Source organism: Pseudomonas sp. FP198 (genome assembly GCF_030687895.1).
Taxonomy (GTDB): domain Bacteria; phylum Pseudomonadota; class Gammaproteobacteria; order Pseudomonadales; family Pseudomonadaceae; genus Aquipseudomonas.
This window is the reverse complement of the sequence record NZ_CP117452.1, coordinates 2,065,154-2,081,669: the sequence shown is the minus strand read 5'-3', so window position 1 is coordinate 2,081,669 and position 16,516 is coordinate 2,065,154. Positions and strand designations below refer to the sequence as shown.

General features: G+C 61.2%; 14 protein-coding genes and 1 pseudogene. 6 read left to right on the top strand and 9 right to left on the bottom strand.

The features are described 5' to 3' along the window. Window positions 1–47: 47 nt before the first annotated feature. The 4 genes from PSH78_RS09675 to PSH78_RS09660 all read right to left on the bottom strand — a co-directional run bounded on the left by PSH78_RS09675 (window position 48) and on the right by PSH78_RS09660 (window position 6,187). The gene (locus tag PSH78_RS09675) at window positions 48–875 is read right to left on the bottom strand and encodes an arylamine N-acetyltransferase (RefSeq protein WP_305500057.1); all 828 of its coding nucleotides are present in this window, start codon (window positions 873–875) and stop codon (window positions 48–50) included. Between the two features lie 99 nt (window positions 876–974). Continuing rightward, window positions 975–1,769, bottom strand: a complete 795-nt coding sequence (xth, locus tag PSH78_RS09670) for an exodeoxyribonuclease III (RefSeq protein WP_305500056.1) — start codon at window positions 1,767–1,769, stop codon at window positions 975–977. A 70-nt stretch (window positions 1,770–1,839) separates the two neighbouring features. Continuing rightward, window positions 1,840–4,416, bottom strand: a complete 2,577-nt coding sequence (locus PSH78_RS09665; RefSeq protein WP_305500055.1) for an EAL domain-containing protein — start codon at window positions 4,414–4,416, stop codon at window positions 1,840–1,842. A 199-nt stretch (window positions 4,417–4,615) separates the two neighbouring features. Then, complete coding sequence (locus PSH78_RS09660; protein ID WP_305500054.1) at window positions 4,616–6,187, bottom strand: diguanylate cyclase; 1,572 nt, start codon at window positions 6,185–6,187, stop codon at window positions 4,616–4,618. 262 nt (window positions 6,188–6,449) lie between these two features. On the opposite strand from PSH78_RS09660, the gene chrA reads away from it, so the two are divergent. The 5 genes and pseudogenes from chrA to PSH78_RS09635 all read left to right on the top strand — a co-directional run bounded on the left by chrA (window position 6,450) and on the right by PSH78_RS09635 (window position 10,236). After that, window positions 6,450–7,808: a chromate efflux transporter gene (chrA, locus tag PSH78_RS09655; RefSeq protein ID WP_305500053.1), complete on the top strand. Its 1,359-nt coding sequence runs from the start codon at window positions 6,450–6,452 to the stop codon at window positions 7,806–7,808. Window positions 7,809–7,963: 155 nt separating this feature from the next. Continuing rightward, on the top strand, window positions 7,964–9,115 hold the full coding sequence (locus PSH78_RS09650; RefSeq protein ID WP_305500052.1) for a mechanosensitive ion channel family protein: 1,152 nt from the start codon (window positions 7,964–7,966) through the stop codon (window positions 9,113–9,115). A 70-nt stretch (window positions 9,116–9,185) separates the two neighbouring features. Then, window positions 9,186–9,320: pseudogene (locus PSH78_RS09645) on the top strand (type II toxin-antitoxin system RelE/ParE family toxin); the annotation flags it as partial. 2 nt (window positions 9,321–9,322) lie between these two features. Then, complete coding sequence (locus PSH78_RS09640; protein WP_305500051.1) at window positions 9,323–9,610, top strand: DNA-binding transcriptional regulator; 288 nt, start codon at window positions 9,323–9,325, stop codon at window positions 9,608–9,610. A gap of 149 nt (window positions 9,611–9,759) precedes the next feature. After that, complete coding sequence (locus tag PSH78_RS09635; RefSeq protein WP_305500050.1) at window positions 9,760–10,236, top strand: hypothetical protein; 477 nt, start codon at window positions 9,760–9,762, stop codon at window positions 10,234–10,236. Between the two features lie 47 nt (window positions 10,237–10,283). Here the strand turns inward: PSH78_RS09635 and PSH78_RS09630 are convergent, their stop codons facing one another. The 3 genes from PSH78_RS09630 to PSH78_RS09620 all read right to left on the bottom strand — a co-directional run bounded on the left by PSH78_RS09630 (window position 10,284) and on the right by PSH78_RS09620 (window position 13,172). After that, window positions 10,284–10,559 carry a hypothetical protein gene (locus PSH78_RS09630; protein ID WP_305500048.1) on the bottom strand — a complete coding sequence of 92 codons (276 nt, stop codon included), beginning with the start codon at window positions 10,557–10,559 and terminating at the stop codon, window positions 10,284–10,286. Between the two features lie 166 nt (window positions 10,560–10,725). Then, complete coding sequence (locus PSH78_RS09625; RefSeq protein ID WP_305500046.1) at window positions 10,726–11,958, bottom strand: MFS transporter; 1,233 nt, start codon at window positions 11,956–11,958, stop codon at window positions 10,726–10,728. A 164-nt stretch (window positions 11,959–12,122) separates the two neighbouring features. Further along, a complete protein-coding gene (locus tag PSH78_RS09620) occupies window positions 12,123–13,172 on the bottom strand; it encodes an NAD(P)-dependent alcohol dehydrogenase (protein WP_305500045.1) in 1,050 nt (349 codons plus the stop codon). Window positions 13,173–13,352: 180 nt separating this feature from the next. Here PSH78_RS09620 and PSH78_RS09615 point away from each other — a divergent pair, with 180 nt between their 5' ends. Continuing rightward, window positions 13,353–14,270 carry an AraC family transcriptional regulator gene (locus PSH78_RS09615; RefSeq protein ID WP_305500044.1) on the top strand — a complete coding sequence of 306 codons (918 nt, stop codon included), beginning with the start codon at window positions 13,353–13,355 and terminating at the stop codon, window positions 14,268–14,270. Between the two features lie 31 nt (window positions 14,271–14,301). Here PSH78_RS09615 and PSH78_RS09610 read toward each other — a convergent pair whose 3' ends face one another. Further along, window positions 14,302–15,153, bottom strand: a complete 852-nt coding sequence (locus PSH78_RS09610; protein ID WP_305500043.1) for a TIGR03915 family putative DNA repair protein — start codon at window positions 15,151–15,153, stop codon at window positions 14,302–14,304. After that, complete coding sequence (locus PSH78_RS09605) at window positions 15,150–16,370, bottom strand: putative DNA modification/repair radical SAM protein (RefSeq protein ID WP_305500041.1); 1,221 nt, start codon at window positions 16,368–16,370, stop codon at window positions 15,150–15,152. The genes PSH78_RS09610 and PSH78_RS09605 overlap by 4 nt, the downstream gene beginning before the upstream one ends. Window positions 16,371–16,516: the final 146 nt, after the last annotated feature.

Below are 16,516 nucleotides of genomic sequence, written 5' to 3'. Positions count from 1 at the left end.
TGCGCACGGATCACAGACCAGGTTGCAAATCCCGAACCAGATTGCATTCAACTTCGCGCTATCAGTCCTTCCAGCACCGGCCGCAGCAGTTCCCGTGGCGGCACCCGCAGCCCGAACTCCGTCTCCAGCAGGTCGATCAACTCGTCGGCGTCCATGATTGTGCGTCGCCCACTTTCCTGCCCGATCTGGTGCACGGCATAGCTGTTGCCGTTGAGGGTCTTGCGCCAACCGTCACCCGTGCGGGCGACCATCAACCGGTCCTTGAACGGGGAATCCGCATGACTGCAGACGTACCAATTGCCGACGATGTAATCGATCTCTTCCTGGCGCTGCAGGTCGAACAGGTACATCGGCCGCCATTCGCCCCCTACGTTGGCGCGCAGCATGTAGCCGTCTTCAGTGGTCTCGATGCGGTACGGCTCGTGAGGAGTGGCCTGGACCTCGCGACTGTCCAGCAACAGTGGCGCGGTCGGCACCATGCCACCGAAGCCGACGTCGGTTACATAGCGCACGCCGTCAAGCGTCACCAGGCTCAAGCGATGGGTGCGTGCGGTCCAGGCGCCTTCAGGCGCGTTCATCACTACTCGTCCGGTGATGCCGCGAGCCTCGAAGCCCAGGTCCTGCAAAAGGGCCAGGAATAGCTGATTGAGCTCGTAGCAATAACCGCCGCGCCCTTGCTCGAAGATTTTTCGTTCCACCGACTCGAGGTCGATCGGCACCGGCTGCCCCAGCAGCGTCGCGAGGGTTTCGAAGGGGAACTCGGCCGTATGACGCCACTGCAACTGGCGCAACGAATCGAGCGTCGGGAGTGGTGCCGTGTCGAAGCCCAGGCGCCGCAGATAACGAGCGCAATCACTCAGTCGAGATGGGTTCATGGGATGTCCTTTCCTGTTCAGGTGCAGGGCTTGTGCAGGCACCCCGCCGTTGGCACAGGTATAAGGCATTTCCCCTGGGTGGACAATGATCCGGCGGCCTCAACGGCGCTTGCGCGAAGACAGACGAATCCAGGTCGGGGCATGGTCGCTGGGGTGTGGCTGGTTCCTGACCCAGGCATCCACCCCCGCCTCGCTCAGGTAGGCACTGGCGACGGGGTTGAGCAACAGGTGGTCGATACGTAGCCCGGAGTTTTTTTGCCAGTGCTGGCGGAAATAGTCCCAGAACGTATAGATCCGCTCCTCCGGGTAGAGATGACGCAACGCATCCGTCCAGCCCTGGTCCAGCAGGCGCTGGTACCGCTCGCGGCTTTCCGGCTGCAACAGGGCATCCTTGAGCCACGAGCGTGGGTTGTAGATGTCGAAGTCAGTGGGTACCACGTTGTAGTCACCCGCCAACACCACCGGGTGATCGCTGGCTTGTAGCCCCTGGGCATAATCGATCAGCCGCTCGAACCAGGCCAGCTTGTAGTCGAACTTCGGACCCGGCTGCGGATTGCCGTTGGGCAGATAAAGGCAACCTACCAGGACGCCATGCACAGCCGCCTCGATATACCGACTGTGACTGTCTTCCTCTCCGCCCGGCAGGCCGCGCCGACTCTCAAGCGGTTGCGCATCGCGGGCCAGGATCGCAACGCCATTCCAGGAAGCCTGGCCGTGCCAGATCGACCCGTACCCGGCCGACTCAAGCTCCGCCGCCGGGAAATCCTTGTCGGCGGCCTTCAACTCCTGCAAGCAGGCGATGTCGGGTTTCTCCCGCTCCAGCCACTCCAGCAGGTTGGGCAGCCGAGCCCGGATGCCGTTGATATTGAAGGTCGCGATTCGCAGCTTTTTCATGGACAGACAACTCGAAAAACCAAAGTACTAGCTGTGACCGATGACAAGCCGTGGAGGTTGCAACAACCGCTCAGGAGCCGGTTTTCGACAGGGGCGGAGCGCTCTCCAGCAGATGCGCGAACGCCTGCTTGTCGATGGGGCGGCTGAGAAAATACCCTTGCACTTCGTGGCATTCATCCGAGCCCAGCGTGCCCAGTTGGGCCAGGGTTTCGACACCTTCGGCGGTGACCGTCAGGCCCATGGCCTTGCCCAGGTTGATGATCGCCTGGACCACGGCGCGGTCGTTGCTGCTGTTGCTCATGGAGGCGATGAAGCGCTTGTCGATCTTGATGCCATCGAATGGATAGGTGCGCAAATAACCGAGCGACGAATAGCCGGTACCAAAATCGTCCATGTTCAGGCGCACCCCCAGTTCCTTGAGCGCATTCATGACCTGGAGCGCACCGTCCACATCGTTCAGCATGACGTTCTCGGTGATTTCCAGCTCCAGGCGACTCGCCGGGAAGTGGGTTTCGATCAATACCTGGCGCACGTCCTCGACCACATCGCTGCGTTCGAATTGCGCAGGCGAGAGGTTGACCGAGACCATCAGCTCGCCCGGCCAGGTCAACGCGGTTTCGCAGGCCTCGCGTAACACCCAACGCCCAAGCGGGACAATCAGGTCGGTTTGCTCGGCCAGCGGGATAAACGCGTCGGGGCCCAGCAAGCCTTGGGTCGGATGTTGCCAACGGACCAGCGCCTCGACCGCGACGATGGTCTTGCCATCCACGGTATAGCGAGGCTGAAAATGCAGGACGAACTCATTTTTCTTCAATGCCTGGCGAAGGTCGCTTTCCAGCTGGCGACGATGCTGGATCTGATCGTTCATGTGCGAGGCGAAGTAGCACCAGGTCTTCTTGCCCTCGGATTTGGCCTGGTACAGGGCGATGTCGGCGCAACGGATCAACTCGCCCGGCACATAACCTTGGCGCCGGCTTACGGCAATGCCGATGCTGGCGCCAATGTGCAACGAATGGGTCTCGTAATGGATCGGTTGCTGCAGGCTGTCGATCAGCCGTGCACAAAACCGGTCGATTTCGGCGGAGTGCTCCACTCCGCTGAGCACCACCACGAACTCATCCCCACCCAGGCGCGCCACCAGATCGTGTTCTCGGGTGCAGTCGCGCAGGCGCTGGGCCACTTCCAGCAGCACTGCATCGCCGGCCGGGTGGCCCAGTGAATCGTTGATCGGCTTGAAGTTATCCAGATCCACCATCAGCAAGGCCAGCGGTACGGAATGCTCCTTGGCAAGCAATGCATCGTCCAGGTGCCGGGCCAACTTGTTGCGATTCGGCAGGCCGGTCAGCGCATCGTGCATCGACAGGTGCTGGACCTGGGCATGGGCGGCCACTTCATCGGTGATGTCGCTGGCGGTGCCGCGATAGCCCGTTACCAAGGCCTTGTCGTAGATCGGCCGCGCCGATACCCGACAAAATCGCAACTGTCCGGAATGGTCGCGGTAGGAACATCGAAGGTTGCTGGCATTCTGCTCTTCGACCAGTTTGCCCAGCCACAAGGCAATCGGCGTGGTGTCGCAATACAGCAACTGTTCGATGTCCTGTCCCAGCCATTGCTGATCGGAAAAACCGGTAACGGTGTTGAAGCGCCCCGACAGATAGGTGATGCGCTGCTGGCTGTCGATTTCCCATATCCAGTCCGACGCCGCCTCCGCCACGGCACGGAAGCGCTCCTCGCTCGCCTGGAGCGCCTGCTTTGAGGTTTCCAGGCTGTCGTAGCTGGCATCCACCTGTCGAGCGGTACGCATGGCATAGCGGAAAAAATAAGCGGTGAGCAACGCCAGGATCAGCAACGCCCCGCCCAATGGCGGAACCAGGGACCACAGCAATTGCTGGCCTGGCCGCTCCAGCCGGGATACCAGGCTGTAACCGGTGCTATCCAGCGGTACGGCTGGCTGACCGGGCGCCAGCGCCATATCTTTCACCAGATTCAACTCGTTCAGGCCGTAGCTCTTGCCTACCTTGCGAAGCTTGACCGGCGTCAGTTGGTCGACAAAAAGCAGCACCGACGTCCCCTTGGCCTCGACCTGAGGACGTTCGTCGTTGGGCAGGATCACCGAAGCCGTGACGATGGCTGGCCAGCCTTCGAACAAGGTGTAGCGGATCATGGGCCTGGTCAGGTCCGGTTGCGCCTGGAGCTGATCGACAAGCTCCTTCAGCGGTGTATCGATGTAGGCCGTCGCGTCTGCCTGGACATTTTGTCCCCGCACCACCGCATATTTGGTGCGTTCACGGTCGACGACGAACACCCCTTCGTATTCATCGTTGGTAAACAGGGTCTTGCCGATGTTCTGTTCGGCATAGGCCCATTGCACATCGACCTCGCCGTTCAGACGCTCATAGCCGGTGGTCCAGTAGGCGTAACTGGCCATGTAGTTTTTCGACGCGGTGATGCGATTTTCGAGCGCGCGCTCGATGTAGAAGTGAGTCTTGCCCACGTCGTCCGCGTCCAGCTTTTGCGCAATGTTGAACAGCGCGGCGACAGCCATCAGGACACCCATTACGAACAGCACGCCGACCGCCACCACCAGGCGACGGGTAATCGGCGTATGACGCGTGACGTCAGGGGGGATATCGGCAGCGGTGTCCATTGACCTGCTCCTGTCCTTCGGCGTTGGCTTCGCCGTGCAAACTTCACTGCATGAACTGCGTTCGACCCTTGGGTTTTCTTAACCTTAGCAGCCGCTGCCGCGTCAGTTGGCGAGCCTACAGAGTTTGACGAAAAGGGCTACGCGTCGCCTGTGCGTTGAACAATGGACCTCGATCCGCCGCCGATGATTCCGACGAATCTCAGCGATCGGAACGCTCCAGCGCATCGAACGAGTCTTCCCTGGACAACGCCGCGACACAGTTGCGACCGCTGTGTTTGGCCTGATACAGCGCCGCATCGGCTCGCTGAATGAAGACTTCCGTACTGTCCAGGCTGCTGGGCACGAAGGCATGGCAACCCAGGCTCACCGTCAGGTAGCCGGAGGGGGCAGCCGAATGGGTAATCTGCTTGTCGATGACGCGACGGCGGATCTGTTCGGCCAATGCCATGGCGCCGTGCAGGTTGGTATCGGGCAGCAGGACAGCAAACTCTTCGCCACCATAACGCACCGCCAGGTCGGCCTTGCGATGACAGCAGTCCTTGAGCACCTTCGCGACCTCCGCCAGGCAATGATCACCCGCGACATGCCCGTAGGTATCGTTGTAGCGCTTGAAAAAATCGATGTCGAGCATGATCAGGCTCAGGGGGCTGCGCTGGCGGGCGCCTCGGCCGAACTCGATGCCCAGGGCCCGCTCGAACAGCCGGCGGTTCGCCAGTCCGGTCAGGCTGTCATGAGTGGCGATCAGCTCCAGCGCTTGCTGGGCCTTGCGCAGGTCCGCTTCAATCCGCTCGCTGTTACGCACCTGATGCACGAATACCCAGCCAAACAGACAGATACCCAGCACCACCAAGGCCACGATCAGGCTCGATTGCACTGCCCGGTCATACCAGCCCGCCAGGATCGCCGACTCGGACATCGCGGCAATGACCACCAGTGGGTAGGCTTGCAGATGCCGATGGCCATAGAGCCTGACGATATCATCGGTGTCGGAGCGGATCATCTCATCGCCGGAGGCCCCCACCGCCGGATCGTGCTGGAAAATATGATGCCGCGCCATGGACGCACCAATCAGCGCCTCGTCGAAGGGCCGGCGCGCCAGCAAAGTCCCATCGGACAACGCCAGGGCCATCTCGCCTTGGTCATCGAGATTGAAACTCTTCAGGAACTGGTCGAAATACGACATCTTGATCCCGGCCAGCAGCACGCCCTGGAAATTGCCTTTGCGGTCATTCAGCCGACGGGAAACGGGGATGATCCATTCGCCATTCTGCCGGCTGCGGATCGCCGGGCCGATATGGGCGACGAGCGAGGCGTTCTCCTGGTGAAACTGGAAATACTCGCGATCCGCGATACCGGATCCCCGGTGCAGCTTTTCAAACGAGGTGATGATCCACTGGCCGCTCTTGTCGAACAGAAACAGGCCGTGCAGTTGCTCCAGGGATAACACGCGCCGGGCGAATGTCTGTTGCAGGCGCGTGCGCACGGCCGGGCCGTAGCCATCGATCTGGATCCAGTCTGCCAGGCTGCCGAGCACGAGATCGGCCTGCAGGAAAGTATCCTGGGCCTGCTGGGCCATGGCACGGGTAAGGTTGGCCGAAGCAATCCGCGCCGACTCCAGGTCGTGACGACGAGATTGCTCCAGTTGCAGATAGAGCAAACCGCAGAGGCACAGGCACACCGTCGCGATAAACGCCACCGCAGCCTTGAGCAATGGCAGGCGCTTGAGGGTGCCGCCGGGCGCATGGAGCGGATCGTTGATGGGGATAGGCAAGCGAATTCCTGAAGAGGGCAAAGCATGAGCAAAACGCTCAAAGCCCCTAATATTCGTGAGCTTAGCGTACCGCTTGGAGGGCGGCAATTTGCCGGTGGGGCGAAGTCGATGGATGGCGCAGTGGATCCAAAATCCCCCTTATCATTTGGCAAGGATGCCGCCCCTTGGCGCGTTTTTTTTACACGCGAGCCTTACCGGGGACTATCTAAAACGTGTCTCGCCCCATAACGTAGGTGGCCTTTATATCAAGGCCCCGCGGACCATGAGCACTCCGAACCCGAGCACTGTAGAACAGGTACAGGCCAGACCGTCGACCGTCAGCCTGCGAGAGGCCTTCTGGTTCTGGCTGAAACTGGGTTTCATCAGCTTCGGCGGACCGGCGGGCCAGATCTCGATCATGCACCAGGAATTGGTCGAGCGTCGGCGCTGGATCTCCGAGCGTCGCTTCCTCCACGCCTTGAACTACTGCATGCTGCTGCCCGGCCCCGAGGCCCAGCAACTGGCGACGTACCTCGGCTGGCTGATGCATCGAACCTGGGGCGGAGTAATCGCCGGGGCGTTGTTTGTCCTGCCCTCGCTGTTCATCCTCATCACCTTATCCTGGCTATACGTCGCCTTTGGCGAAGTGCCGGTGGTGGCCGGCATTTTTTATGGCATCAAGCCCGCCGTGACGGCGATCGTCGTGCATGCCGCGCACCGGATAGGCTCGCGCGCGCTCAAGAACAACTGGCTGTGGGCAATCGCCGCCGCGTCGTTTACGGCGATCTTCGCCTTCAACGTACCCTTCCCGCTAATCGTACTGGGGGCTGCAGTCATCGGTTACTTCGGCGGTCGCTGGGCACCGGGAAAATTCAGCCTGGGCGGCCACGATGCCAGGCACAAGTCGTTCGGCCCGGCCCTGATCGATGACGATACACCGACCCCGGAACACGCTCGTTTCAGTGCCACCCGCCTGGCCCGACTGCTGATCGTCGGGGCGCTGCTGTGGATTCTGCCGATAGGCCTGTTGACCGGGATGTTTGGTTGGGAAGGAACCTTGACGCAGATGGCCTGGTTCTTTACCAAGGCGGCACTGCTGACTTTCGGCGGCGCCTATGCGGTTCTGCCCTACGTGTATCAAGGCGCCGTCGGACATTTCGGCTGGCTGACACCGACCCAGATGATTGACGGCCTGGCCCTGGGCGAAACCACTCCGGGACCGTTGATCATGGTGGTCGCGTTCGTTGGTTTCGTCGGGGGTTACGTGACGCAGGTGTTCGGCCCCGAACAGGCGTTCCTGGCGGGCGCGGTTGCGGCCACGCTGGTGACCTGGTTCACCTTCCTGCCCTCGTTCCTGTTCATCCTGGCCGGCGGTCCGCTGGTGGAATCGACCCATGACGAATTGAAATTCACCGCGCCGCTCACAGCGATCACCGCGGCGGTGGTGGGGGTGATTCTCAACCTCGCCTGCTTCTTCGGTTACCACGTGCTCTGGCCCAAGGGCTTCTATGCAGCACTGGACTGGCCATCGGCAATTCTTGCAGTCGCGGCGTTCATTGCACTGTTCCGCTATAAACGCGGCGTCATCCAGGTGTTGCTGGCCTGCGGCCTGGCCGGGCTGGCGGTGCATCTGTTGCGCTAGGAGAGGCGCTTGAGTCGGATCAGCGGCCCATGCCCGGTGCCGCTGACGGCAAGAAAATTGAACGGGCCTCTGCCATCTGCGAACTAACCAGGTTCATGGCCCGGCCGGTGCGGCCAGGGCACAACCTGAACAGAAATGGCACAGGTGATCCATCCATGGACTCAAGCTCCCTCGATATTTTTACCGACACCCAGGTACTGGGCATCTCCATTGCCAATTGGCTGCTGGCACTGAGCGTGATGACGGTGAGTTTCATCATCGCCAGGGCTGGCGTCGGCTTCCTGTTGAAAAACGTGCGTGCCCGGGCACAAAAACCCGACGCTTATGTCAGCCACATCGCCGTCGAAGTACTGTCCAGTACCAGCAATACCTTGTTATTGCTGGCCTCGATCCTGATCGGCGTTGGCGTACTGGACTTGCCGGAACGCTGGCTGAGTCGAGTCAGCAGCCTCTGGTTCGTGGTGGCGGCCCTGCAAGTGGGATTATGGGCAAACCGAGCGATCGCCCTGGCGCTGATGCATTATTTCGCCCGCCACAGCCACTCCGACATTCATCAGAAAAGCGCCTTGGCCACCCTGAGCCTGTGGGGTGCGAAAGTATTCCTCTGGGCGGTGGTGCTCCTGGCGATGCTTTCCAACCTGGGCGTGAACATCACGGCGTTCGTTGCCAGCCTCGGCGTGGGCGGCATCGCCGTGGCGCTCGCGGTGCAGAATATCCTCGGGGACCTGTTCGCTTCGCTGTCGATTGCCGTGGACAAACCTTTCGAAGTCGGCGATTTCATCGTCGTCGGCTCCCTCGCCGGGACGGTGGAACATGTCGGCCTGAAGACCACGCGAATCCGCAGCCTGGGTGGCGAGCAGATCGTCATGGCGAACGCCGGCATGATCAGCACCACCATCCAGAACTACAAACGCCTTCAGGAGCGCCGCATCGTCTTCGAATTCGCCCTGCCCCAGGAATGCTCGACAGAACAACTGCGGCAAGTGCCGGTCATCGTCGAAAAAATCATCAAGGCCCAGGAAAAGACCCGCTTCGACCGCGCGCATTTTCGCGGTTTCGGCGAAAGCGCACTGGAGTTCGAAACGGTCTATATCGTGCTGGACCCCAGCTACAACGTCTACATGGACATCCAGCAGGCGATCAACCTGGGCATGATGGAAGAGTTCGCCAGAATCGGCGTGCGCTTCGCCATGCCGTCGCGCGCGGTGCATGTGGCTTCGTTGCCGGATGCGGTCGAGCGGATGGCCAGCAGAGGTAATGAGAGGTCCGCCACGCAAAGCGCTCCCTCGTTTCGGGCGCAACACTGAGTCCACGCATACGTTGGAGATTGTCGTTACAACTTTCCAGATGAATAGGGGAACTGCGTCCTATAGCATTGCCCGGGTGATTTACTATCACTTCAACTCGGCCTCAAAGATTGCCTTACTGATGATCTATCCGAAAAACGAACAGCAAGACTTGACGGGTGATCAACGCAAGGCGTTGAAAATGATCGTCGAGCAATGGAGATAACCATGAGCAGATTTTTCGATGAGCTGATGGAAAGCGTGCAACAGATGGATGAGATTGTCCGAGGAGAGCGCCAGCCGTTCCGGGAATTCATCGTCGATGCGCTGCAGGTGAAGGAGATACGAAAAGCCACCGGCCTGACCCAAGCCAAGTTTGCAGCATTGATCGACGTTCAGTTGGGCACGCTACGCAACTGGGAGCAAGGGCGGCGCGAGCCAACCGGTCCCGCGAAAGCTCTGTTGCGCGCTATTCATAACGACCCTGAACACGTCATCAATGCCCTCGCCATATAGGTCACCAGATTCGAAAGGCTACTCGCATATGGCTGCGAAACGCCCGAAATCAGCTCGCTGCGCAAAACGAAACCTCGCCATGACCCAGCGCAATTGAGCCCCCCACTCCATCAGCTACGCTCAACCTATCACCACGACAGGGAATCGACATGAGCAAGGCAGACGAACTCGCGGCGAAGCTGAGGCAGGCCCAACGAACCCCAGCCGGCGTCGACAACTGCGCCGACCTGGCCATCGAACACTGGCCCGGCCAGGTCTACGACTTGTACCGTCAGATCGAAACATGGCTGGCGCCGGTGTGTGAGGCGGGCCTAGTTATCCGGCGCAATCCGACCCACGTCTTCGAGCGCCACTCCAGCGGTTCGACGTACAACTACGCCATTGACCAATTGGTGATCGAGGGCAACCACCGGCGCATCTCGCTCGATCCGATCGCCCGCTTCTCCACCAGCGCAGAGGGCTGCATCGAAATCCATATGCAAGGCGGGAAGCGCTGCATCCTGCGCACCGTGGGCGAGCATGGCGAATCGCTTTGGCAGCTCCGGCCGGCCGGGCAACAGACCGAACCCGTAGCGCTGAATGAAGAGGCTCTTCTCTTGATCATCGAGGAAGGGTTGGGGCTTTAAAGCAAATGGACGACCTGTTGAGTCGCCCATTTCTGAAGACAGGAGGTTCAGCCGGCAGCCGATTCAAATGCTGCATCGGGTCCGCTTTGCACGGGATTGCCAGGCGTAGCCGTTTGCCGGCCGACCAGGACCGCCAAGGCGTTATCGATCTCGTCAGCCGCGCCTTGAGCGTGCTGGGCATCCGCCCAGCCCCAGTAGCGCTCGGACACCAGCCCGCCCACAGCCTGCGCGCAAAGTTCATCACAACTGACGCCCATCTTGCCCGCGGCCGCAATGACGGCCAGGAGCGCCTGCTCCAATTGGGAAATTCTTTCAGTAGACACAACTAACCAACTCGGTAGGTAACGAGCTTAAAGCTTACCAAGATATCAATATGCCACCAAACTGCAGGCGCCCAACGGTCTCGTCCAGCTTCGGTTCGCCTTCGCCCGATAGCATCAGGGATTTTTCCCCCCGCTTATAGATCAACGAAGCCTGCATTGGTTTCGATCAGGTTGGCTCCCGCACAGCGCCATATGTCGCGTCGCTCGACACTTGCGAAGACTTGCGAGCCGCGGCACGGGCCGCCAGCATGGTCAGCACCGCCGCAACGACCAACACGGCCGCGCTGGTTTCAAACGTCGCCCGATAACCGCTCAGGTCGAACAGGACGCCACCCACCGTGGCACCAGACGCAATGGCGAGCTGGACGATCGCCACCATCAATCCGCCGCCGGCCTCGGCATTTTCCGGCAACGTCCTGGCCAGCCAGGTCCACCAGCCAACCGGCGCCGCCGTTGCCACCAGCCCCCAGACGCCCAGCAGCACCGCGGTCATTACCGCTGACCCGCCGAACGCAACCAGCGCAAGAGCGATTGCAGCCATCAACAACGGGATGACGATGAGGGTCCGATACAGGCCGTTCCTCAAGAACGAACCGATCAGGAAGGTGCCGAGCAAACCGGCCAGGCCAATCACCAGCAACATGAACGACAACAGCGACACGCTCACCTGCGTCACCGTTTCGAGGAAGGGACGCAGATAGGTGAACAACATGAACTGGCCCATGAAGAAGGTGCTGACGGCCAGCATGCCCAACGCAACCGGTGCCTGGGTCATCAGTTTGAAAGGATTGCCGCTGTCCTGCTTCACCCGCGAGGGCAGCGAGGGCAGGCTCAACAGTAACCAGGCCAGGGCGAGCGCGGCGACGGGGACGATGCAGAAGAACGCCCCACGCCAACCGATGATTGCCCCCAGGAAGCTGCCCAATGGCGCAGCGACTACCGTCGCCAAGGCATTGCCGCCGTTGACGATGGCCAATGCGCGGGGGACCTTATCCTCCGGCACCAGGCGCATGGCCGTGGCGGCCGACAGCGACCAGAAGCCGCCAATCGCAACGCCGATCAAGGCGCGGCCGACCATGAACGTCACGTAGTCGGGGGCCAGCGCAGCCACTGTGCCGGAAACGATCATCAGCAGCGTCAACGCCGAGAGCAGCCATTTGCGGTCGACCCGGGCGGCAATCGAGGCGATGAACAGGCTAGTGACCAGGGCGAAGGCGCCGGAGACGGCGATGCCTTGGCCGGCCTGCCCTTCGCTGACATGAAGGTCCGCCGCTACCGGTGTCAGCAGGCTGACCGGCATGAATTCCGAGGCGACCAGCGCGAAGGCAGCCAACGACATGGCCAGCACCGCGCCCCACGCAGGCTTACCCTGCGGGCTGGGCGATAAAGTATGGATCATGGATAACAACCTGAAATTTATGGAAGGGCTCGAACCCCTTGGGCGAGCGAGCGAGCTCGCTCGCGATGACGACGGCACAATCCACGCACAGGCGACTGGAACACCGCGATCGTGAGCAGGCCCGCTCCCGCATCAATCGGGCCTGAACGCTTTGAGGCTTACATTCAACCGGCCAACGTAGCGTTGTCGATCACGAAGCGATACTTGACGTCGCCCTTGAGCATCCGCTCGTAGGACGCGTTGATCTGATCGGCACGAACCAGCTCGATGTCGGCAACGATGCCGTGCTCAGCGCAGAAATCCAGCATTTCCTGGGTTTCGGCAATCCCACCGATCATCGAGCCGGCAATGGTTCGACGCTTCAGGATCAAGTTGAAGACATTGGGCGACGAATGAGGCGTCGCTGGAGCGCCCACCAGGGTCATCGCGCCGTCGCGCTTGAGCAATACCAGGAAAGCGTCGAGGTCATGGGGCGCCGCCACGGTGTTGAGGATGAAGTCGAAGCTCTTGGCGTGGGCGGCCATTTCATCAGCATTACGCGACACGATGACTTCATCGGCGCCCAACTGCCGGGCGGCCTCGCGCTTGGATTCTGATGTGGTGAACGCCACGACGTGCGCCCCCATCGCATGAGCGAGCTTGATGCCCATGTGCCCCAGGCCACCGATACCGACCACGCCGACTTTCTTGCCCGGCCCGGCGTTCCAGTGACGCAATGGCGAATAGGTGGTGATGCCGGCACAAAGCAGTGGCGCGACGGCGGCCAATTGCTCTTCGGGGTGACGGATGCGCAGCACATAACGCTCATGCACCACGATGTTCTGCGAGTAGCCACCCAGGGTCCAGCCCGGTTCATCCGGCGTCGGGAAGTTGTAGGTACCGATCATGTCGTCGCAGTAGTTTTCCAGGCCGCTTTCGCAGTCCTCGCAGTGCTTGCAGCTGTCGACAATGCAGCCGACGCCGACCAGATCACCGCTCTTGAACGCGGAAACATGGGCGCCCACCGCCGACACGCGGCCGACAATTTCGTGGCCAGGGACGCAAGGGAACTGAGTGCCTGCCCACTCGGCGCGCACCTGGTGCAGGTCCGAGTGGCAGATCCCACAAAAGGCGATGTCGATTTGCACGTCGTGCGCGCCGGGTGCGCGGCGATTGATTTGCATCGGTTCAAGGGGTTTGTCGCCCGCGTGGGCGCCGTAGGCTTGTACACGCATGAGATGACTCCTTGTTGAGTTGAATTCGACTGGCAGTTTCAGGGACCGGCGTCATTGGCCGGTAGAACATTTCGCTGGAGTTCTTGCCCGATCCTGTGAGCCTGCTTATTTGCCGTAGGCAGCGCTTCGCTTGGCGAGTTAAGGTTCTGCCTATAACTATCACTCCGACAGACAATCGACATGACCACCCACGGCAAATCGCCGCAAAAGATGCTCGCAGACTTCATCGCTCCCCGGACCACAGAATCGGGTGACGTCGAAACGTCGATGCCCGGCCTCTGCCTTTTCCGGCGCGACGCCCCTGCCCCGCCCGCGACCTGCATGATCGAACCGAGCATCGTCCTCGTCGCCCAGGGGATGAAGCAGGTCTGGATTGGTGGCCAGGCGTATGGGTACGACACCGGGCGATTCCTGATGACTTCACTGGATATGCCGGCAAATTCCGAAGTGATGGTCGCGAGCCCGGAACAGCCATGCCTGGGCTTGGTGCTGCGGCTGGATTTGCGCATGGTTGCCGATCTGGTCGCCCAGGGCGGGCTGGCGCCGCGTCTTGAGCGCCCAGTCGGGATTGGTGCGGGCATCGGCACCAGTACAGCGGACTTCCTGGCGCCGTTCGTACGCCTGCTGGCATTGCTGGATGAACCCGAGGCGATCCCCATCCTGGCGCCGCTGATCCAGCGCGAGATCCATTACCGATTACTGATGAGCGACCAGGCGGCGCGGCTGCGCCAGATCGCGTCCGTCGACAGCCAGGGCTACCGGATCGCCAAGGCCATCGACTGGCTGAAGTTGAACTACGCCGCGCCAATCCGCGTGGATGACCTGGCCGCGCGGGTGAAGATGAGCGCCCCGACCTTTCACCATCACTTCCGCCAACTCACGGCGATGAGCCCCCTGCAATACCAGAAGTGGCTGCGGCTGAACGAAGCAAAACGGCTGATGCTCAACGAACACCTGGACGTGGCCAGCGCCGCCTACCGAGTGGGTTACGAAAGCCCCTCGCAGTTCAGCCGCGAATACGCCCGCCTGTTTGGTGCATCGCCCAAGCGGGACATTGCGGCGTTGCGCAGGCCGGCGAGTGCGAGCAAGGGTGTTTGACTACTGTGCCGGAGTCATCGTGGGCACTGTCTTATCCCTGTGCCCCTACCGCAGCGCCTACGACAATCCGCTTCCCCATTTTCTCCCCCACCTCCAACGCCTGCCCATCCCTCTGCTTCCCCTGCCGCGCCTGCCCCACCAGTTGAGGAATCAATTCCCCTTCAGGCAAATGCTTCCAGAACCGCCCGGGCATGTGCTGGCGCAACGCGGTCGGGTTGAGCCTCGCCGGGTTGAAGATGTGCCTGTAATAGGTGCGCCACAACTCGGCGCCGGGGTCTTCGGCGTGGCGGGCCCATTGTTGCCATTGCTCGGGGCAGTGGCGCTGGTAATCCAGCGATTGGCCGTCGAAACGAATACCGTCGCGAGGCGTAGCTATCAGCCAGCGTTGCCGACCAAGCCGCTCGGCAAAATGGCCACTCGCGCTTTCAAGGATGTCGTGTGCCGGCTGGTGGAACGCCACCAGGTCCAACTGCAATTGTTCGGCAGCGGCTGGCGGCAAGGGAATGAAGCGCACGAAGGCGTGCAAGTGATGAGCCTCGCGACTGACCTGCTTGATGCGCCGTTGCAATTCGCTGCCCAGGCGGTCGCCCGCGAGCATGGCGGTGCGGTCGCCGTGGGCTACGCGCCAGAGCACTTCGTACAACAGGTTCCAACGCTGTTCGCCGTGATAACGACTGGCCTGTTGCAACTGGCTCAACAACGCTGCCGGGACGCGAGTGCGGAACGGACCCGGGCCTTGCGGCAAGGGCGTCGGCATTGCCAACAGATCGGCCATGGGGCCCTGGGCCCAGGTCACGTCACAGGGGTCTATTCCATGACCAAGCAACGTCCGGGCTTGGTCGCGCCAGATGGCGAAATCGTCATCGCAATCCAGCGCGATCATCCCCACAGCCCCATTTGCACAGGTCTTTGCGGATCGCGCAAACGTGCCCGTAGCAAGCCGCTGCGCGTTTGCGCGTCAGCGGGCCGGTAATCGCTGGTCACAATGAAGGGGCGGGCCTTTTCCAGCACGCAGCGCAACTGCACCAGATCGTCATAACGAATCCGCCGCTCCCTGCGCAGCGTCACCAGGCGCTGCACGCTACGCAGGCCGATCCCGGGTATGCGCGCCAGCAGGGCCGGCTCGGCACGGTTGAGGTCGAGTGGAAACACATCGCGATTGGCCAGCGCCCAGGCCAGCTTCGGGTCAATGTCCAGGTCCAGGTTGCTGGACGTGTTCAACAGTTCGCCCGCCTTGTAGCCGTAGCCACGCATCAGGAAGTCGGCTTGATACAGCCGATGCTCGCGCAGTAACGGCGGCGCGGCGAGCGGCACACTGGCGGGGCTGTCGGGAATCGGACTGAAAGCGGAATAGTAGACCCGCCGCAAACCATAGCCCTGGTAGAGCGACTCGGCGTTGCTGAGGATGGCATGGTCGTCGGTGGCATCCGCTCCCACGATCACCTGGGTGCTCTGCCCGGCCGGCGCAAAGCGCGGCGCCCGCGGCTCGCCGGCCACCGCCTGCTGACCGTCATGGATGGTGCCCATGGCCTGACGGATCGTGGTCAATTGCTTTTCCGGCGCGAGGCGCTTGAGGCTCACCTCGGAGGACAATTCGATGTTCACGCTCAGGCGATCCGCTAGCCGACCCGCCTCTTCGATCAATAGCGGATCAGCATCGGGAATGGTCTTGAGGTGGATGTAGCCTCGGAATTGATGCTCCTCGCGCAGCAAGCGCGCCACGCGAACCAATTGCTCCATGGTGTAATCGGCCGAGCGAATGATACCGGAACTCAAAAACAGCCCGCTGATACAATTGCGACGATAGAAATCCAGCGTCAGCCGCACCACTTCCTCCGGCGTAAAGCGCGCCCTCGGCACGTTGCTGGAACGACGATTGACGCAATACTGGCAGTCGTACAGACAGAAATTGGTCAGCAGCACCTTGAGCAGCGACACACAGCGCCCATCCGGCGTGTAGCTGTGGCAGATCCCCATGCCATCCGTGGCCCCAAGCCCATCGCGACCGCGCGAACTGCGCTTGGGCGCCCCACTGCTGGCACACGACGCGTCATATTTGGCGGCGTCTGCAAGAATGCCGAGCTTGGCGATGAGCTGCATGGAGAATTCTCGAATACTGGATGCATGAACAGTATTTGGAGATGCGCCGATATGCAAGCCCCGTTGGTCAATCCGTTTGCCGTTGGATGACTGATCCCGACCGCGGCATAGGCCTCGCCGAGGCGATGGGCTATAATTCGCCAACC